The 20,110-nt window shown below is 38.9% G+C and carries 21 protein-coding genes; 5 read left to right on the top strand and 16 right to left on the bottom strand.

Annotated elements, in window-relative coordinates; all coding sequences use genetic code 11:
• The first annotated feature begins 53 nt into the window (after nt 1–53).
• Complete coding sequence (locus tag MKX60_RS14125) at nt 54–1,316, top strand: serine hydrolase domain-containing protein (RefSeq protein ID WP_341060122.1); 1,263 nt, start codon at nt 54–56, stop codon at nt 1,314–1,316.
• Nucleotides 1,317–1,351: 35 nt separating this feature from the next.
• Here MKX60_RS14125 and MKX60_RS14120 read toward each other — a convergent pair whose 3' ends face one another.
• From MKX60_RS14120 to MKX60_RS14085, 8 genes are all read right to left on the bottom strand, one after another.
• Nucleotides 1,352–1,711 carry a hypothetical protein gene (locus MKX60_RS14120; protein ID WP_060622809.1) on the bottom strand — a complete coding sequence of 120 codons (360 nt, stop codon included), beginning with the start codon at nt 1,709–1,711 and terminating at the stop codon, nt 1,352–1,354.
• Nucleotides 1,712–1,982: 271 nt separating this feature from the next.
• Nucleotides 1,983–2,126 (bottom strand): hypothetical protein, encoded by a 144-nt coding sequence (locus MKX60_RS14115; RefSeq protein WP_156113154.1) that lies wholly within the window; start codon nt 2,124–2,126, stop codon nt 1,983–1,985.
• A gap of 94 nt (nt 2,127–2,220) precedes the next feature.
• The gene (locus MKX60_RS14110; protein ID WP_341052848.1) at nt 2,221–2,448 is read right to left on the bottom strand and encodes a hypothetical protein; all 228 of its coding nucleotides are present in this window, start codon (nt 2,446–2,448) and stop codon (nt 2,221–2,223) included.
• A gap of 14 nt (nt 2,449–2,462) precedes the next feature.
• Nucleotides 2,463–3,524 carry a TIGR04066 family peptide maturation system protein gene (locus MKX60_RS14105; protein ID WP_341060121.1) on the bottom strand — a complete coding sequence of 354 codons (1,062 nt, stop codon included), beginning with the start codon at nt 3,522–3,524 and terminating at the stop codon, nt 2,463–2,465.
• Complete coding sequence (locus MKX60_RS14100; RefSeq protein WP_341060120.1) at nt 3,521–4,795, bottom strand: radical SAM/SPASM domain-containing protein; 1,275 nt, start codon at nt 4,793–4,795, stop codon at nt 3,521–3,523. Before MKX60_RS14100 ends, MKX60_RS14105 begins: the two co-directional genes overlap by 4 nt.
• Before the next feature lie 94 nt (nt 4,796–4,889).
• Nucleotides 4,890–6,677 (bottom strand): ABC transporter ATP-binding protein, encoded by a 1,788-nt coding sequence (locus tag MKX60_RS14095; RefSeq protein WP_341060119.1) that lies wholly within the window; start codon nt 6,675–6,677, stop codon nt 4,890–4,892.
• A gap of 156 nt (nt 6,678–6,833) precedes the next feature.
• A complete protein-coding gene (locus MKX60_RS14090; RefSeq protein ID WP_341060118.1) occupies nt 6,834–7,631 on the bottom strand; it encodes an ABC transporter permease in 798 nt (265 codons plus the stop codon).
• A gap of 3 nt (nt 7,632–7,634) precedes the next feature.
• On the bottom strand, nt 7,635–8,546 hold the full coding sequence (locus MKX60_RS14085; RefSeq protein ID WP_339266060.1) for an ABC transporter ATP-binding protein: 912 nt from the start codon (nt 8,544–8,546) through the stop codon (nt 7,635–7,637).
• A gap of 194 nt (nt 8,547–8,740) precedes the next feature.
• Between MKX60_RS14085 and MKX60_RS14080 the strand changes: the two genes are divergently transcribed.
• Both MKX60_RS14080 and MKX60_RS14075 read left to right on the top strand, forming a co-directional pair.
• The gene (locus tag MKX60_RS14080; protein ID WP_052404359.1) at nt 8,741–9,478 is read left to right on the top strand and encodes a LytR/AlgR family response regulator transcription factor; all 738 of its coding nucleotides are present in this window, start codon (nt 8,741–8,743) and stop codon (nt 9,476–9,478) included.
• Complete coding sequence (locus MKX60_RS14075; protein ID WP_076284637.1) at nt 9,471–10,778, top strand: ATP-binding protein; 1,308 nt, start codon at nt 9,471–9,473, stop codon at nt 10,776–10,778. Before MKX60_RS14080 ends, MKX60_RS14075 begins: the two co-directional genes overlap by 8 nt.
• 73 nt (nt 10,779–10,851) lie before the next feature.
• On the opposite strand, the gene MKX60_RS14070 is transcribed toward MKX60_RS14075, so the two are convergent.
• A complete protein-coding gene (locus tag MKX60_RS14070; RefSeq protein ID WP_341060117.1) occupies nt 10,852–11,604 on the bottom strand; it encodes a hypothetical protein in 753 nt (250 codons plus the stop codon).
• Between the two features lie 123 nt (nt 11,605–11,727).
• On the opposite strand from MKX60_RS14070, the gene MKX60_RS14065 reads away from it, so the two are divergent.
• On the top strand, nt 11,728–11,937 hold the full coding sequence (locus tag MKX60_RS14065; RefSeq protein WP_076300540.1) for a hypothetical protein: 210 nt from the start codon (nt 11,728–11,730) through the stop codon (nt 11,935–11,937).
• Nucleotides 11,938–11,955: 18 nt separating this feature from the next.
• Here MKX60_RS14065 and MKX60_RS14060 read toward each other — a convergent pair whose 3' ends face one another.
• The 5 genes from MKX60_RS14060 to MKX60_RS14040 form a co-directional block, all read right to left on the bottom strand.
• Entirely contained in the window at nt 11,956–12,441 is a 486-nt protein-coding gene (locus MKX60_RS14060) for a DinB family protein (RefSeq protein WP_339266070.1), read from the bottom strand.
• Nucleotides 12,442–12,485: 44 nt separating this feature from the next.
• Nucleotides 12,486–13,577: an LCP family protein gene (locus MKX60_RS14055; RefSeq protein ID WP_341060116.1), complete on the bottom strand. Its 1,092-nt coding sequence runs from the start codon at nt 13,575–13,577 to the stop codon at nt 12,486–12,488.
• 205 nt (nt 13,578–13,782) lie between these two features.
• On the bottom strand, nt 13,783–14,010 hold the full coding sequence (locus tag MKX60_RS14050) for a helix-turn-helix domain-containing protein (protein ID WP_042189969.1): 228 nt from the start codon (nt 14,008–14,010) through the stop codon (nt 13,783–13,785).
• Between the two features lie 121 nt (nt 14,011–14,131).
• A complete protein-coding gene (locus tag MKX60_RS14045) occupies nt 14,132–14,332 on the bottom strand; it encodes a cold-shock protein (RefSeq protein ID WP_036685790.1) in 201 nt (66 codons plus the stop codon).
• Between the two features lie 283 nt (nt 14,333–14,615).
• Nucleotides 14,616–16,724, bottom strand: a complete 2,109-nt coding sequence (locus tag MKX60_RS14040) for a methyl-accepting chemotaxis protein (protein ID WP_076300542.1) — start codon at nt 16,722–16,724, stop codon at nt 14,616–14,618.
• Nucleotides 16,725–16,905: 181 nt separating this feature from the next.
• On the opposite strand from MKX60_RS14040, the gene MKX60_RS14035 reads away from it, so the two are divergent.
• Nucleotides 16,906–17,310, top strand: coding sequence for a CBS domain-containing protein (locus MKX60_RS14035; protein ID WP_042189973.1), 405 nt, complete (start codon nt 16,906–16,908; stop codon nt 17,308–17,310).
• An 81-nt stretch (nt 17,311–17,391) separates the two neighbouring features.
• Here the strand turns inward: MKX60_RS14035 and map are convergent, their stop codons facing one another.
• Together map and cysI are read right to left on the bottom strand one after the other, a co-directional pair.
• Nucleotides 17,392–18,138: a type I methionyl aminopeptidase gene (gene map / locus MKX60_RS14030; RefSeq protein ID WP_042129378.1), complete on the bottom strand. Its 747-nt coding sequence runs from the start codon at nt 18,136–18,138 to the stop codon at nt 17,392–17,394.
• 238 nt (nt 18,139–18,376) lie between these two features.
• Entirely contained in the window at nt 18,377–20,101 is a 1,725-nt protein-coding gene (cysI, locus tag MKX60_RS14025; protein WP_341060115.1) for an assimilatory sulfite reductase (NADPH) hemoprotein subunit, read from the bottom strand.
• Nucleotides 20,102–20,110 lie beyond the last annotated feature (9 nt).

Genomic DNA, 20,110 nt, shown 5'->3' with positions numbered 1-20,110 from the left:
CTTCAACTGAATTTATTATTATGTTAGAATATGCCTTTAAGGAGGGGTTACCTGTGGATACACAATTCCAGCGTCTGGAGCACTATTTAGATAAATACGAACAAAGCTGGCCATTAAGTGGCACAGTCTTAATAGCTCAGCGTGGAGAAATCAAGTTACATAAAGCGTACGGATATGCGAATCTTGAACATCAGGTCCCGAACACTTTAGATACCAAATTCCGGATCTGGTCACTTACCAAATCATTCACTGGCATGGCTATCCTGATGCTAAAAGAACAAAAACGTCTTAGACTGGAAGATCCAATCCTAAAATATCTCCCTCAGCAGCATGCACTAGAGGGGATTACCATCCTTCACCTGCTGGGACATACCTCTGGTATAGCCAACTACACTTCCATACCCGAATATAATCAAAAATTAAATAAGCTAAAGCTGACTCCACAGGAGATGTTTCAGCTATTTGTGAGTCAGCCCCCTGCATTTATGCCTGGCACTTCATTTGCCTATAACAACTCAGGTTATTATTTGCTGGGGATGATTATTGAGAAGATTACAGGGATGACATTTGAAGATTATATCACTACTTTTATATTACAGCCTCTGGGCATGGTAAATACAGGAGTTTATAACAACCAGCAAATTATTCCGAAATTAGCCTCGCCTTATCATTCTTCTTGGGGAGAGTATACTCAGGGGGAATACATAGATATGAGTTCTATCTTATCCGCTGGCGGGATGTATTCGACGGCTGCCGATCTTTTCCTGTGGGATCAAGCCTTGTACTCTGATCAATTAGTGTCTCATAACACCCTAGAGATGGCTTTTCATTCCAGTAATCTCAAATATCGATTCGGTTGGTTCTTGGACGAACGTTTTGATCGAAAAAGAATGTATCACGGCGGTGCCTATCGCGGCTTCCGAAGTGAACTGCATAGATACCCTGAAGATCAAACAAGCGTCATCATGTTGACTAATTATGATTGCGTACCCGTCACTAAGTTAACAGAATCGCTAGCTGGATTAGTATTCGGCGAACCTGAAAGGGTGCCTGTCTCTCCACATGCCTTCCCGCTTGATGACAGCATTTATGCTTCATATATGGGAACCTATGAGGGATATGGCTGCAAAGCGAGCGTGGAGCGTAGTGGGCAAGATTACTATTTTGTCTGGAATGATGTAGAGGTCACTCCCTTTTATCCAATCTCGGAAACAGGATTCCATCATACGAAGCATGATTCAGAGTATGAATTTAAGCGGAATGCACAGGGTGAGCTTTCATTTCTGGGGATGCACAAAAAACAAGACAAGTCTTAAATAGACCTGCCTTGTTTTTTTTGTTTGTGTTTACGCTAGGCCTTAGCTATAATGATGAACTCAGCCAGAAGCACAAGTAAGGCAGTAGCTACGCCAAGCGAATTAATTACCGTTAAAGCATCTGGGTAGCTTTCTTTCTTAAATTGCGAAAATAAAGATACCATCCATAATACACTGAAGAATAATGCGACCAATCCGGAAATAGCCTCACTATCCACTTTTCTGCTCCGCATAAAAAATCCTACAAGGCCAACAACGGTAAAAATCATGTATATAACAAGCTCTATGGATGTGATGACAATCGCCTCGCCTGCAGAGAACAAATGCATTAACATGTATTGAATCCCTAAACAAATAAACACAAGCTGGTTAAAAGAAACTTTGCTCACTCTCATAGCTTATCTCCTTTTAATTTAAGTAAACTGCAATAAAAAAGATAACGCTTTCATTATATCGATAATTAAAATAATCCTCTGTGACTTTCAGTACTCTTCCGATATCAGCCCAATCAAAACAAGCCCTGAACAAAAAAATCTCCTGGCAATATTGTTGCCGGAGATTTTATATTAGAGTTTAAATGCTGACATAAAGGATGTATCCAAAACAGCCAATTTTCTAATAAAACTTCGTCAAAAACAGGATCTCAATTAATGATGCATAAATTCACTAATTTTTAACAGCATTCAAAGCATCTAATTGGTCACTATGTCTTTTTTCTGTAAAAATAAGGCATAGGCACATACACCAGCAAGCTGCAAATGTAGAGACCATAGGAGCTACTTGTTGAGAAGCGTTTTTATTCAGTTCCATTGTTTAGTCCCCTCCTTTCAGTTTGTCATAGGGTCTGTTTTGAATACATCTCTTATGTCAGCATTGAGAATGATAGAGCGAAATTTCTATGCCACTACTTTAGATGTTTCGGTATAACTTCAATAAGTTTTTCTACAGTTAAGTCTTTGATTTCACGGACAAAAGAATCATTGATTTGGAATCCTAGTTCATTCTCGAGATCTGTTAAAATATAAATGATATTTCTAACAGAAGTTACACCTAATAGATTGGTCGTTCTATCGAATTCTTTGACATAATTTTTGACTGTTTCTTCTATAACCTGTTCGTTTAGATGCAACAACTCCTTCTCCTCCTTTAAATCATCGGAATATTATTTTGTAGCTCACTTATAATTCTTCTAAAAGCCTCTTCTTGACTTGTAAAATTAGAAAGATTAAAAGTATACATCCCCTCTTGAGAATAGGAATTGTTTTCCATTGAGTCTCGATAATCTACAGAATAGTATTCTAGTTGTCTTGCTTCTGGATTATATAAACAAACATTCTCAGAAATATGATAGTAATCAATATTAACGCCATATTTATATAAACAAGTGGACTTCATTTCTTTCAAATGGGATTCTTCGTAATTTCCGTTATACAAACTTAATATTGTGATATCTGGTGTGACTGCATTACTGATTAGGAAAGGTATATACCCATATCCATTGGGAACTGAAGTGCTATACTTAAGAATGCTTCCTGGAACTCCAATAATAATGACATCTGGATTCTCAGCTTGTTCTATATATTTAATATAGGCATTCATACTCTCGACCTGTTCTGAAAACGTTAGATCATTGCCGTCTATAATGTCTGGGATTGTATGGTATCCCCATAATCTAGATAGTGCATTGCTGGAAATCAAACTCATCTTATATCCCGAATTGCGAAAGTTTTCACTTAGTTTAAGCTGCAAATTCCATTTTCCGCAGTTTTCCCCCATCCCCATAATTAAAATAACTGGGACGTCGATACTCGCTAATGCTTTCTGTTTCGATATAGAAGGATGCTCTAGATTCAGACATTCCCAACCCTCTATGGTTGATTGGTTTAATACAGTTTTCAATTCAGCCACGTACATAATATGCTTTCCCTTCTCTTCTGCAAGAGAAGTTAACCGGCAGTAACCTGATTCATCAACTTGAAATTGAGGCTTACATAATAACAGTACATCAACAGAGTTAATCAGATCATTTAAATAAAAGCTCTCTTCATCACATATTAAAGCCTTTTTAGTGTCGTCCACTTCATCGAATGACTCCCAGCCTTTTGGAACTACGGCATACATCAGCTCGAAATTCTGAAGCTCACTTTCTGTTAGCAATAAAGGCATCAGACCTTTGTGAAAAGGGTAAACCGCCAGTTTTTTCTTCACAGTGAAATATCCTCTCTTTTAAACTGATATTTAAATTCCCTCATCATCGTATAGTTCTTCAAATTCTCTAATGCCGACGCTTTAACCCTGTTGCATTTGCTAAGCTTATAGCTTTCTGAATAATGTTCATCCTTTCCATTATCCGCTGCAGCGGGGCATATAGAGCAGCAATGAAAGGCCCAGCATTCTTTACAGTGTTGTTCCGTAACTGCTCCAACATTCAATATTTCTCGAACCTTTTTAATATCAAAACCATCCTGAAGATTCCCCATTTTCATCAGTGAAGAATTTTCATCTATACGCTCACAAGGAAAAAAGTTACCGTTTACATCTACAAAAAGTTTTTTCAAGCCTGGTATACAAGTCCCGCTAGGATGAGCAATTTTTGGGGTCTCATTGATTGGCGAAAGAAACTCTTTGTAGCTATAAATGGTTTCAATATCACGTTTATGATAGGCCACAGGCTCTTCTTTTACTTTTCCTAGCAGCAATAGATATGCCTTCAAAGCTTCGTAATTTCGTTCTTCAAAATAAGCCTCACCATAAACGAATTCCGTCTCTGTATAGTTCATGGATAGTGTATTAAAGTTAACTTTAGAGAGGTCACTAACTCCTTCTCCCGCTCTAAAATAATCAAAGATTTCTTCGAACTTACCATCTGGACTAATAACTGTATTGAACTTCAGTTTTTGATATAGATCAGGATAGTTATCTCGAATATGTACAACATTACGATATACAATCTCATAGGAACCACGTCCATTTACAAACGTCCTATTTTCATTATGAACATCCTTCGGTCCATCTAGGCTAATCATAATGGATATGTTAAAATCACGAACTTCCCTTGCAAAACTATCATCCAGAAGTGTGCCATTAGTAGTCATACCAAAGGAAATTTCTTTGCCGCTGACTTTTTCCTGTGTATATTTCATAGTATCTATGATGAGTTTTTTTTCAATCAAAGGCTCCCCACCATAAAAAGCTACATGCAAGTGGTCCACGTCTTTAGAATGGGCTACAAGGAAATCAATCCCTTGCTGCAGAGTATCCCAGGTTATATTCAGGGCAGAATGTGAACGATTATTATAAATTTCATTGCTTGAGTAAGGACAGTAACCACAACGCAAGTTGCAATTTTGAGACATTTGAAAAGTGATTGAGTTAACACAGCGCTCTAACTGGTACTCCAACATTTGACTTGCCGGATGCTCAATTTGTAGAATCGGAGATTCAGCTAAAAGCCCTCTCTTTTGAAAATCTTTAAGCACATTTACATCAGCTTCCTCATAACTGCCTTCAGAAATATGACTTAACGCTTCATACTGATTCTGTTTGATTTTATAAATACTGTTTCTATTCATGTCATAGACGTAATGTAGATTCGCTCTCGTTTGAAAAGGAATAAAAGGCATCCGGGGTTTCCTCCCTTTGCGTACTAGTAATCATATCTCTAAAACTCTCCTGAGATGTATACAACTCATCAAAAGTTCCTATCCCAAGAACCTTGCCACCATTTAAATAAATAATCTTATCTAATCTCTTTAATACTTCCGGTCGATGCGTGATAATGATAGTCATCATATAACGATCTGAAGATAACAATTCCTCGTTAAAAACCTGCTCCGAGTAATAGTCATAGCTTGAGGTTGCTTCATCCAATAGCAGAATTTTTGTATCCTTACGTGCTAATGTTCGGGCGAGTGCTATTTTTTGTTTTTGTCCACCCGATAGTTTAGCGCCATTGTAACCAATTCGAGTGTCCATTTTTTCGGGCAGGTCTTGGATAAATGAATATGCCCCTGACTGTTTGCAGCTTTCCAATATCTCAGTAAGTGTAAGCTCTTCAGAAATGTTGATATTGTTCGCCACAGTATCATTGAAAAGATAATTGTTTTGAGCCATCAAGCTCCATATTGAGCGATAGGATTCAAAAGTATACTCTTTCACATCTTTATCGTTTATTTTGATGCTGCCTTCAGTAGGCTCATAGAATCTTAGCAGCAGATTTACAACGGATGATTTGCCACTGCCATTCAAACCAATAATCGCTACTTTCTCACCTTTTTGAATGGTGAAATTCACTTGATCCAGAGCTTTTTCATTCTCATAAACCAAGGATACGTTTTCGAATTTCAGATCATTGATAGATATTGATTCTAATAATTCCTTCGCTTCCGGTATATCAATTTCAGCATCCGTATTTAGAAATTTTAAAAACCGCTCAAAAGCTGGTTTCACGCTGGATAATTGAGTAATCAAATACGATATGATAGTAATTGGTTCAAATACCAATGATGAGTACGAAATGAAAGATACCAGACCGCCAATAGTGATTTCATCTTTTTGGATTAACCAAGCACCGTACAAGTAAAGACCACAAGTAAACAATGTCGTCATAAATGAACCCGATATACTATCAATAAATCCATAACGCATTAACTTGGATTTAGCATTTTTACTTCCATCCAGATTCACTTTCAGTTTCGCTAGTCGTTTTCCAGTAATCCCCCATACTTTTATCGCTTCAATGCCACTAATTGCATCCCCTAACCATTCTGAGAAATTTGATTGCAAGTGCATAATGATTTCATATACCTTTACTTGCTTTTTATATAAAAAACTGCTAATTAGCATTTTGACTGGAATTGTAGCGAGCATAACTAGAGTTAATTTCCAGTTAATATAAAACAATGCTGTTAAGCCGGCGAAAACTTTAAATAGATTAACGAAAGATGTTAAAAATTGCGTGTCTGTCAAAGACGATATGTTGGCGATATCTTGAAAAAGCTCGGACATCACAACTGAGAAATTTCTGTCTTTAAAAAATTTCGTGCGTACGGATAACACATGTTTACAAGCTTTCTTATTCAAGTCATATGGTATTCTCACACTTATTTCCTTGTAGTAATAGAATTGAAAAATACCAAGTAATTGTTGGATAAGGAATACTAAAAAAATTAGTCCTACGTATTGAATAACTCGATAAAAATCCAAACCTAGAATACCAATGTCAATAAGTTGCTTGGTAAACCAAGGAGTCAAAAAGCTTCCTATAGAAGTCACCAACATAACAATACTGATTATCCAAATGTTTTTACGGTAAGGATGAAATAACTCTTTAATGCTGATCCATACTACATTGTATTTCATTTCACATAACTCCCCGCGACATATACTGAGACTAGCCTCATCCCATCTCAATACCAACAAAAAGAACAACAAAAACTACAATAGCTAGCAACGCACCTACAATAACGATCGTTTTTGGTGACCTATTACCCCTGTCCATTTCAATTCCTCCTTTATCTACGCGTGTATATCTCTTTTTCCAAACGAAATATAGGTGACAGACAAACTAATAGCTATGATAATCACAGGAATCAGCACCACTTCCATAAAGCTCTTTGCTCCGGTTAGGACTATATGTTGTGAATTAACGACGTAGATTCCGGAAAACTTCATAACTTGGGTCGTTAAAGCATGGTCTGAAATCCCCCTTAACAATGCGGAGGAAGCATCACGGAAATAACCGGATATCATGAAGTCTCCGAATATAATTAGAAAAGTTACAACCACCGCTGAAGCCGTTCTTTTAATAAGAATACCTACCATAATGATTAGAGCAGCATAAGCTGATAAATAAAGGATATTTAATCCCAGTACACGGGAAACCTGAATCAAGTCAGCAAAAAAATTACGATTACCGATGTCAGTCCCAATTATCAAAGCAGCTATCATATAAGCGAGATAAAACACTACTGTAAATTGTAAAATCCACCATATAATAATTTTAAAAACAGAAAGGTATTTCCCCGTGATATAGATAAACCTACTTTGTCCGGAAGCCAGGATAACTTTGATAGATCCATATTCAAATCCTTCGGTTGCAAAAAAACATACGTAAACTGGAATAATAAAATAAAAAAATAAAGATAAAGGTGTCACAATCGTTAAGGGTTCCGCGAGATTACCGATTTCAAAACCAGCTTTACCGCCAATCCAGATTGCTAATACCAGACTTGCTATAAGGAACAGAAGAGAAATTCCCTTAAACATGATATCCCTTCTTATAAAGTAAGACTCAGCTTTCAGAAAATCCCTCATTGCTCATTCTCCTATCAGATCCATATAATAATGCTCAAGATTTGCTGTGGACAGGTTAATTCCTTCAAGTGGAATTCCATTTCTAATTAACGTTGACATTAACTGTTCAAGATCTGTCAAATCCTTGGGAACCAATATTTCTCCGGCTTCTGACAATGTGATCGAATGAATATTAAGATCGTTCTTAAGCACGTTTATTGCCGCAGCTATTTCAACGGTCTTAATACAAATTTGCGCTTCGGCTGATTGTAAGAGTTCTTCCACAGAGACTTCCTTAATGAACTGCCCTTTATGAATAAACCCGAATTTGGTAGCTAACAATTGGAGCTCACTCAAGATATGGCTGGAAATCAAGATGGTAACCCCTTTTTCATGTGCCAGCTTAGCCAATAATTTTCTCATTTCTACAATTCCTGTAGGATCAAGTCCATTAATCGGTTCATCCAACACTAAAAATTCCGGTTCATTGAGAAGGGAAATTGCCAGCCCTAAGCGTTGACGCATGCCCAGAGAATATTCCGTTGTATTTTTGTTTTCAACATCCGTTAGTCCCACTAAATTCAGCACATCTTTAATTCTCTTAAAATCCGAAATACCATGAATCTTGCAATAAAAGCTTAAATTCTCTTCAGCATTCATATGGGGATAGAGGGCAGGTAGCTCTATTAAAACCCCCATTTTTTTCCTGACTCGTGCGATGTCCTTCTCACTACTTTTACCCATCAATTGGATAGTCCCTTTTGTAGGGTAAACTAAGCCACTAATTATTTTCATGAGTGTGGTTTTACCTGCTCCATTCTCACCTACAAAACCATAGATATCACCCTGTTTAATCTGCATATTTATATTTTGAAGCGCATTTGCACTGCCGTACTGTTTAGTTAATCCCTCAGCTTCAAAGATTGTTGTATTCATTTTTCAACTCCTCCATACCGTCTGCTACTAATTGATATTAAATTAGCATGTTTACTAGAATTACTAATCGCAATGGTAAAAAACACGGGAATAAATGTAACTTTCGCCGCTTCCAAGTGATCCCTAAAAGGATAAAGGTTGATTATACTCCCATATAATGTATTATTATTTATAACACAGGAGGGGAATTTCACATGATACATATTGCTATTTGTGATGATGATTTCAAGGCAACAGAATATATTGAGAGATTGATCCTTAACCATCCCATTCAGCAGACTGTAAAGATAGAGGTATCGATATTCTATTCTGGTGAAAGTTTCACGAAAGCCATTCAACATGGTTGTCCATTTGATCTTATTTTTATGGATATAGAAATGAAGGGAATAAGCGGAATAACAGCGGGTCATATATTACGGAGAGATTGTGATAATGATAGGGTTCGGTTGATTTACGTATCGAGCCACGAAGAGTATCATGTTCAACTATTTGACGTTCAACCTTCCGGTTTTATAAAGAAGCCTATACATAACGAGTCTTTTGAAAAAAAACTAATCTCTATGATTCAGCAAATAAAGGTCAAGCGTCAGCAAAACCAACCAAAATTACTGCCTGTACACCAAAGTGGAACTAAACTACTTATTCCAATCCGTAATATTATGTACTTGGCAAGTGATCGCCGAAAAATCATTTTGCAAACAACGGAAGATCAAACGGAATATTACAGTACTTTATCTATAGAAGAAGGAAAGTTACCTTCGAAGCAGTTTGTGCGGATTCATCAATCGTATCTTGTGAATTTCGATTACATAAAACAAATTCAGGGCAAAAAAATTGTATTAACGAGTGGGGAAGAACTTCCGATTAGCGATAAGCAAAGCACCGTAGTGAAAAAGAGTTATTTGCAATTCAGGGGGAGTCTGCTTGAATAATATTCTACTGGATGAGCTGTTCTATGCCCTCACACTGGCAGCTCTCCCATTTATCATTCATTATTTCTATGATCATTGTTTCCCACGACTTTGGGAATCCAAAGTAATCCTTTATTCCGTATACACTGCTTATTATATTTTCGTACTCCTCCTTCATTACAGCCCACTCCCCGGCTTATGGATGCTAGGGCTTAATATAGTGGGGATCGTTCTCTTGTCCTTTTTGTATAAAGGAAAAATACAATGGCGTATTGGTGCTGCTTTATTTATAGTCGCACTGATTATTCTTTCAGATGCAGCTACTGCACCTGTGTATACGACAAGCGGATACATCTTTACCTTGTTTTTGTCTAAGATTCTGATGTTTATACTGGTACAGATCACGCTTCGTTTTACCAAAGCTTTTGGCGAGGGCAGTCTAAGCAGTTGGTATTGGATCGGGCTGTTCTGCTTTCCGTTTATCAGCATTCTCAGTATTGCAAAATTATCGGGCGAGCTGTCATTGCGGGAATATCCGGCGTTGTATCCGACTTTGTCCGGAGGAATGCTATTGATCAACTTCCTGATCATTCTTTTGTGTGATCGTGTATTAACCATACAATCGGCACAGAATAAAAACTACTTGTTGGAACAGCAGAACACCTACTATATGAACCAGTATCTGCTCACGAAAGAAAGGCAGCAAGAAGTCTTTACGTTTCAACATGATTTCAGGAATATCTTGCTCGGCCTGAGGTCTCAATTACAAGCTGGGGAAAAAGAAGCCGGACTGAATGATGTGGATAAGCTTCTTGGAGTAATAGAACTCTCTTCAGGTGAAAGTAATACCGGCTCCATCCTAATCGACTCTATCATTAATTACAAGTCGCAATTTGCCAAAAAGCTGGGTATCTCCTTTCAAACGGATATTAAGATTCCACCTCAGCTTGACCTAGATGCTTATGCATTTAGCATTATTCTAGGGAACACCCTTGATAATGCGATAGAAGCATGCAGGCATCCAGGTGTGACTCAGCCTTATATTAAATTCCAACTTCATTATCATAAGGGTACTTTATTTATCAGAATACAGAATCCATATCAGCATTCAATACGTACGAATCATTTCGGAGAATTAGCCACAACAAAACGAGACAAGCATTTTCATGGTATCGGTCTAAAAAGCGTAAAGAATGCGGTAGAAGAAATCGGCGGAATATGGGATATCACCTATGAAAACCAAATTTTCCAAGTGGAAATTTGTCTTTTTAACATTGAGATCTTATCAGTTGCAGAAACTGAGCAAAAATGCACCTCATAGAAAGACCTCGGACCCAGGGTTTTCCAATGTTTATTCTAAGGGGTGCATTTCAGTCACAAGTACATCTATTATTTTACTTACGGTTCGATTGTAAATTTAGACGAAAACGAAATACTGCATCTTCACCGTACCACATAGGGAAATTGGTACCCCAGATATTGTTGTGCAAATTAAAATGCCATCCTTTATCTAGAGAAACAAAAGAATTATCGAATTGTAGCAGTCTTTTTTGACCCGGTGCAGCCAACGCAGCATCCATGGTTTCGATAAAGGCGCTCCCATCTGCCCCCTGATAACTAACGCCACGTCCAATGGCATGAAGATTACGATTCCCGTCCTTCACTACACGCAAAGGTGAGACTGGAAAGCCCATCTTATCCATCAACCAAAGATTAGGATTATCGACATTCAATGCACAACCGAACCAGCTTGCTTCTGGAAGGCGGTTGGCTTCTTTTCCGAACCATTGCAGTGATACGTCAACCGTACCTTCATGCTCAAAATCATACACTAATTCAAGTTCCTTCGGCGCACCATATAATTCATAGGCTTGTACCGGCATGCGTAAACGTAGCAAGAACCGTTTTCCATTTACTCGCTTCATATCAGTCACGATGGGCTCATATAGCTGATGGCTAGGTAATGGTCGAACAAATTCAAAGCCAGGCTTATTAAAGTCGGCACCGTACAACTTCGCAATCTCCCCTTCAGATGGGACAAGATCATGTGACTGAAGCTTTCTCTTCCTGATTTCTTCCATAACATGATTTGCTGTCTGTATATATAATAGCGGTTTCCGCTCTTTTTGATGATCCTGATTATCCATTCGAGTCTTCACCCTTTACTCTTCTATGCCGTTAGTCTAAATATTTCGAATGGGACATCTTGTTCTCAAAATAGAATGAACAGTGGATTTATATGCTGCGTTATCAAATAGGAGGTCAACCACTTGAAAAATAAAGAATCATTTGTATTCGTCACAATCCCACTATCCGAGATCAAGAAATTCATTCTTATTGACTTTGTAGCTGGAACGGTCATTTACTTTGCCATTAGGTTTCCCTTACATTCCTTTATAGCCGCCTCAGCCGGCAGCATGTTCGGCCCAATACTCATTCGCCAATCCATGAAATTGGTTCAGAATCGCGCTAAAGTTTAAGCCATAAAAGGCAAACTTTCAACCTTGCTGTATGTATTTTAGAAATTGTTCAATCTGTTTTTTATGATGCTTATCATGTGGAATAAAACTTCTCATATACTTGCGAACACTGAACTTCTTGCGGTCTCCATCCTTATATTCCAAATCACATTCTTCATCCGTTAATCCAGAGACTGCATCTAAAATTCTAGATCTGTAGAGCACAAATTGTTCAATCAAGGTTTGCTTGGATAACAATTTGGCATACTCAATCGCATTAGCATTAAATTCGTTAAAATCCAAATGTTTCGTTGTTAGTGGTTCTTTCAAAATAATCTTCTTAATAGCACCTTCATAGAAATATTTATCCCAGAGCATGAGGTGACAGAGAATATCCTTCACGGTCCATTTACCAGTAGCTATGGGCTTATCCCAATGTTTATCTGGCACCTCTTCTAATGATTTCACGAATGGAATAAGAGACTTAAATTCGAGTATCATTTGCTCCTTTGATTTTACTGCCATAGAAGCTAACCTCCGTGTGAATATAAAATAGAATAGCAAAAATATTATGCAGCATCATCCTTAGAAGCAGTTATTAGATCAGCCTCAGTAGATTCTGGATTCAGCCAAATCTCAATCATATCATGGGTACGCTTTACATCATTTTCATCGAGTATATAATACCATTGATCCGTATGTTTTCCTTCCCCTCGGAGCATATGACTCGTTATTTCAGGGGTTCTACCTTCAAGAATTACCTTCTTAGCCAAATCCAAAATAAAATCTGACTTCATATTGGTTTTAAAGTTACTGCCAGCAATTTCAATAATGTTCTGTATATTAAGAATATTATCTATTCTTTTCATCCGATCAAGCGCTGCTTTTAGGAAAATCCTTTGTCTCTCTGTTCTCTTAAAATCAGAATCTTCCCGATATCTTACATACATTAAAGCTTCCTTACCGGAATAGATCGGTTTGTTCGGCTCAATTCTTAGTTTCTCATGATCGGGGCTCTTATTCTCTATCACCTTGGTGATTGGAAGCACCACTCCTCCAAGAGCATCTGTAACACCCACAAGCCCATTAAAATTAATAGTAGCATAGTAATCAATAGGTGCGTTCAGTAGATTCTTAACGGTATCCACACTCATCTGAGGACCACCGTAGGAATGCGCTGCATTAATCTTGGTTTCTTTTCGTGCTCCTTTGATATTTTCTGCTCCAATAATTTCAGTATATGAATCACGGGGAATGGAGACGAGCAGTGCTTTATGGTCTACAGGTCGAATAACTGTATAAATAATGGAATCAGAAAGTCCGTTTTCTTTGCCACGCTGATCGGTGCCTAGTAGAAGGATAGAGAAAGGACGGTCTTTATTTCCCTTTGTTGCTTGTAATCCAGATTCTTCAGTGTCTTCCAACGGCACATAAGACTCTTCAAGGGTGTGTTCAATAGTTGGTGCTACAACATTATCAAACCCAAAAATCATTAGTTCTTTACGGAAAATAAAGGATCCCAGCCCAACAAGAAGTATGGTAGCGATCGAAAAGTACCAAATCTTCATTTTCTTGCTGATTTTATTCTTTTTCACTTTCTTTTTCTCGATTCTACTTAAAGCAAATGAAGCAGGTGGATGAGTGCTCTGTTTATTTTTCATTTGAATGAATTACCCTTTCTGTTTATGCGACTTCTCACCATTAATGAACATCACTTTTTATTTGTGCCTACCCTCCATTACCTAAATATCCCATTATTATAGACGATCATTGGATCGATAAGTTTCTTTTTATAAGAAATTTATGAGGCAAAAAAAAAGACCACATCCTATCAAGGATGGGTCTGCAAAGTATATTGAGGTTACATTAGGTTTTGTTCAGGATCGTATCGATTTCACTTTTCAGTAAAAGATACCTGACAACACTTCTCATAATTGGGACTTTGGTTAACTTATGCTGGTCTACATAGCTTTTCATTTGATCTTTAGACAGACCAAGCAAGCTACCGGCTTCAGACACAGTCAATACTTCTTTGTTGCTTGTAGCGTTAAAGGTTTTCTTCACTTTTAAATTCCAGTCTTCAAACACCTGCACTTACATCCGCCACCTTTCTACTAAGCGAGAAATATAAGACATAAAGTATTGTGTGAAACTTATAATTTCTTATATTTAAAAAAATCCCCAAACTATAAGTTTGGGGATTTTTTTCACAACTTTAGAGTTTTACAACATTCTCAGCTTGTTGACCACGATTGCCTTGAACTACGTTAAATTCTACACGTTGTCCTTCATCCAAAGATTTGAATCCGTCACCAGTGATTGCGCTAAAATGTACGAATACGTCTTCTCCGCCTTCAACCTCGATAAAACCAAAGCCTTTGTCTGCGTTAAACCATTTCACTGTTCCTGTTTGCATAATATAATTACCACCTTTTTTTAATTTACATGTTATTCTTATCCCAAAAAAATCTCTTACAAAATCTCTAAAAAAATAAAAATTCACATATGGTACAAGGTTATTGTCATCTTAAGAATAACCCTCTACGCTATGTGAATTAGCAGGTAACTACTTTCGATATATTGATTATAGCACATCCGATGGCATGTAGATACCTTTTAGATTATGTAATAAATGGAAAAACCCTAATCCTTTAGAAAAGGACAGGGTTTCCCACCTGTAATCACGATATCACATCAGTTTAAATTTTAAAATAAGACAATTTGTCCAGCAAATCTTGCACCATTGAGCTGAGGGATTCCGTCGAAGCTGAGATTTCTTCCATAGAAGCAAGCTGCTCCTCTGAGGCTGCTGCAACACTTTGTGAATCTGCGGACGCTTCTGATGCAAGTTCAGCTAATACTTTTACACTAGCTGAAATTTGCTCTGTACCAGCAGTCATCTGCTGTGCAGCAGCAGATACTTCCTGAATCTGATCTGTAACCTGTGTCATTTCAGCAAGAATCGATGTAAACAAAAGATCACTGTCAGATACACCCTGCACACCGATACGTACTTGCTCATTACCAACAGCCATAGCCTGTGAGGCTTGATTAGTATCTTGGACCACATGTTCGACTAATTCAGTAACTTGTTCGGCAGCTTGTTTCGTTTGATCCGCCAACATGCGTATTTCCGAAGCTACTACAGCAAATCCACGACCTTGTTCACCCACTCTGGATGCTTCAATTGCTGCGTTTAATGCCAATAGATTAGTCTGTTTACTGATATTCGAGATCAGACCAATAATCCCACTAATCTGTACAGATCTTTCACCTAGTCGTTCAATCGCCAGACTCGTCTCATCCACGGATTGCTTAAGCTCTGTCATCTGGTTCACAGCCATTTGAAGCTGTGCACTGCCTCTCTTCGTTTGATCGGTTACTTCGTCTGCAGATGCAGACACCGCTGATGAAGAGTCAGCGATACGTTGCACTCCAATGCTAAGATCGCTCATCGCCAGAGAAGATTCTCCTGCATAACCATTCTGCAGTTGCGCTCCCTCGGCGACTCGTCCAATAGCCACAGCAATCTGTTCAGCAGCTTTCCCTGTCTGTTCCGCGTTCGCTGTCAACTCTTCAGAAGTAGCACCCACTGACATCGATAAATCAGCCACAAGTCCAAACATTTCTCGAAGCTTATATGTCATCTGATTAAAATGAGAAGACATCTTACCGAATTCATCATCATTTCGAACCTGCAATGTTTGTGTTAAGTCCCCTTGAGCCATAAGCTGCAATTTCTCAGATAATACTCGAAGCGGTTTGATCACCATTAACCATAATTGTAAGACTATAACTATTCCTAGAATCAGCATCCCAACAAGCATGATAATAAATGATTCTGTTTTCGATTGTTCGTAATCAGCCATGATTGTAGCTTTAGGAATCGCAGTCTGCGTATACCATACCTGATCGCTTTCTGGCAGTGGAATCGGAACAAAAATACGAAGTACATTTTCTCCTTTGGAATTATTGGTGTACCCCTGAACCGACTTCCCATTCTTCACTTGTCTCCACAGTGCAGCTTTCTCTTCCGTATCACCGAAATCTTTAAGTACACTTTCTGGATCATTAGGATTAGCTGCATATTTACCATTACCCGTGACTAGAGAAACGTATCCACCCATAGGTTTATATTTATCAGCATCCTCCTGGAGCTTTGATAACGAAACATCAAATCCTACCGTCCCAAGAAAAGTGCCTGATTTGTCCAAAATGGGCAGCATAACCGAAATCATCTCTATAGCCCCGCCAGTCGTCTCATAGGAATAGGGTTCAATGTAGATCGGTTTTTTCTCTTTTTTAGGTAAAAGGTAATAATCACCCGCACCTTCTACATCGTAATTCTTTAAGGGTTCAACCGTTATTGAACCTTGATTTCTAAGAACATAAGGAATAAAACGCCCCGTACCATCATCATATGGCGTCTTATTGATATTAGCCTGATCGTTTTGATCGAAGGCATTGGGTTCCCACAATGTACTAATTGCAAAAAGCTCGGGTCTATTCTCAAGCATCGATTTCATTGTAGAAATAACTTCTTCACGACTCAAAGTTTGATGTTCTCTTGATTCAACCAGTACATCTGTGAATACCTTTGCTGCCGACTCTATGTCTACCATACTATTCTGAATAGTTTCCGCATAACTTCGCCCAGCAACTTCCGCCTCTAGTTCACCGTTCGATATGCTCACACTTCGAAGATTAAGCAGATTCGCGATTAGACTAAAGAAAAAGATAACAATGATAACTAAACTTACTACCAGAACAAATTTAACCGTTAAAGAAAGCCTACGATATAACGCCATCTGAACAACTCCACTCTAGGATAATATACCTTATCTTTAATCGACAAAATACGACTATCATTAAATAGGTCTTTTCACCTATAATTAAATAATAAAATTTAAAACACCTATCCCTTCAAAAAGTATGTTTAAATAAAAGTAGCCTAACTAAAAAAATCTCAATACAAAGGAGTTCATGCCGATGGAAATATCCTCTTTTTTGTTGCCTAAAGATCAAGTTGCCTACATCACTAATTCACTATCCATGCTGGAAGCCTTAGAACAATTAGAGCAGCACCATTATACGGCTATCCCTATTATTGATAATGAAGGAAAATATGTAGGAACACTTTCGGAAGGTGATCTATTGTGGAAGCTAAAAAACACAGCAGGTCTAACTTTTGACAATATAGGAGAAGTTCCAGTAAGCGATATCCAGAAGCATGTTCATAACGAGAGCGTTCTCATAAATGCCGAAATGGAGGATATGTTGACGCTCGCCGCAGATCAGAATTTTGTTCCTGTGATTGATAAAGAAGGCGTGTTTGTCGGAATTATTCGTCGAAAAGATATCATTGAATATTATACTCGCAACATTACTGATTAACTGATTAATTGAACAACAAAAAGACCTGATCAGCAACATCATGAGAAGATGAAGCTAATCAGGTCTATTTTCTACCCTAAATTATAGTTCAGTCAGAATAATGGTTCCTTGAGGGGTGATAGCTAATGTATGTTCATACTGTGCTGACAGACCGCCGTCAATAGTACGTGCAGTCCAACCATCCGCATCAATTTTTGTTCTGTAGCTGCCTGTGTTCAGCATCGGTTCAATGGTAAATACCATCCCCTCTTTAAGACGAGGTCCTCTGCCAGCTGGACCATAGTGAGGTACCTCTGGTGCTTCATGCATTTCTGAACCAATCCCATGGCCAATAAAATCACGCACAACAGAAAAACCATTAGACTCTGCGTAAACTTGAATAGCATGAGCGACATCCCCGATACGGTTGCCTGCAACTGCTTGCTCGATACCACGGAATAAAGATTCCTTTGTGGTGTCTAGCAATTTAGTCGCCTGCTCACTAATGTTGCCAATCCCATATGACCAAGCGGAATCTGCCAACCAGCCATCTAAGTTAACTACCATGTCTATGGTTACTATATCTCCATCTTTAAGTGGTTCCTTTTTCGGAAATCCGTGGCAGATTACATCATTTACAGAGGCACAGGTTGCGTACGGATATCCGTTATATCCCTTTTGCTCAGGAGTTGCTCCTTGAGACAGTATAAATTTTTCTGCAAATTCATCAATCTCCCAGGTAGTAATTCCCGGCTGTAGAATTTGCGCAATTTGACGATGACATTCAGCGAGAATTTTTCCCGCCGCACGCATTTTTTCGATTTCTTCCATCGTTTTCATGATAATCATAATATCGCCTCTTCTGTACAGAACACATCACTCTCGGGCAATGGCTCTTCTTTTGTATTTAGTTTCCCCTTTATATTATGAAAGAAAAACACGAGAAATCCAAATCATTAAGCAAAAAAAATATTTATTCCTGTCTGAAACTAAAAAACTTCCCTTATTCTAGGTAAGGCCAACCAACAAAGAGGTGTCCCAGCAGCCATAATGCAGGCTCTGGGACACCTCTTCAGTCTATATTAGATTAGTCATGAAAATTAAGACCTGACGAAACCGCTTTGACATAGCCTGCACGGATCACGAAATCTCCAAAATGCTCTCTATGCAGACGTTCTTTTGAATAACGATGAAGAATTGGCTCCAGCGTCTCCAGAATTTCTTTTTCATCTATGTTTTCTTTATACATTTTGTTCAAGCGATCTCCCGTAAACCCTGCTCCCAAGTACATATTATATCTGCCTGGACCTTTACCAATAAACGAGATTTCGCCTAGTGCCGGTCTTGCACACCCATTAGGACAGCCTGTCATCCGGATCACGATTTCCTCATCGCGTAGACCAGCTTCATCAAGGACAAGCTCTAGCTTATCAATCAACGAAGGCAAATAACGTTCTGCTTCAGCCATTGCAAGTCCGCAGGTTGGTAGCGCCACACAAGACATCGAACTGCGTCGTAGCGCAGACAGATGAGCTCCGTCCGTAAGTCCATGCTGTTTAGCCAGCTCAGAAACTTTTCGCTTTTTGGCAGTGGTTACGTTAGCAATCGTTAAATTCTGATTCGGCGTAAGCCGGAAATCCCCGGTATGAATCTTGGCAATTTCCCGCAGTCCAGTCATCAATGTGTACCCTTCTTGGTCATGAATCCGTCCGCTTTGGATATAAAGCGTCAAATTCCATTTTCCATTGGTACCTTTCACCCAGCCATAGCGGTCTCCATTATGGTCGAAATGGTACTCACGTGCCGCCTCAAGCTGCCATCCGAGTCTTTCATGCAGCTCATCGACAAACCATTCCAGACCGTGGCGGTCAATCGTATACTTGAACCGTGCATTTTTGCGGACAGAACGATTTCCATAGTCTCGCTGAATCGTTACTGTCTTCTCCGCTACATCGATCAATTGATCAGGACGGCAAAAACCAATGATACGGCCAAGCTGAGGATACGTGCTGGTATCGCCATGCGTCATTCCCATACCGCCGCCTACAGAAACGTTGAACCCTACCAGCTTATCATTCTCAAGAATAGCGATGAAGCCTAGATCCTGCGAGAACACATCTACGTCATTTGAAGGGGGCACCGCAAGACCAATCTTGAATTTACGCGGTAAATATACCGGACCATAGATCGGTTCAACTTCTGCCCGATCTCCTAAACTATCCACTACCTTTTCACCGTCTAGCCAAATTTCATGGTAAGCGGGAGTACGTGGGGATAGATGATCACTAACTTTGCGCGCCCATTCATAGACTTCTGCATGCACCTCAGATTGATAAGGATTCGGATTGCTCATTACGTTACGGTTGACATCCCCACAAGCTGCAAGGGTTGTCATTAGCGTATCATTGATGCTTCGAATGGTCTTTTTTAAGTTCCATTTGAGAACGCCATGCATTTGAAATGCCTGTCTTGTAGTCAGACGTAAGGTTCCGTTACCATACTTCTGTGCCAGATCATCCATCACCAGCCATTGTTCCGGTGTAGCTACACCACCTGGGGCAACTACGCGAAGCATAAACTGGAATGCTGGCTCCAGCTTCTGACGTTCCCGTTCATTGCGCAAATCTCTGTCATCCTGCATATAGCTTCCGTGAAATTTAAGCAGCCGATTGTCATCTTCAGGTAGACCACCCGTAATCGGATTGCTTAGTGTCTCAACTAATGCACCCCGCAGATAGTTACTCTCCGATTTAATATACTCAACATCACTTGGAGGCCCGCCGATCGGCTGAACCTTCTCATTGTTTGCCATTGTTGTTAT

The organism is Paenibacillus sp. FSL R5-0914 (genome assembly GCF_038004525.1).
GTDB lineage: Bacteria > Bacillota > Bacilli > Paenibacillales > Paenibacillaceae > Paenibacillus_AQ.
This window is presented reverse-complemented; position numbering and strand designations above follow the sequence as displayed.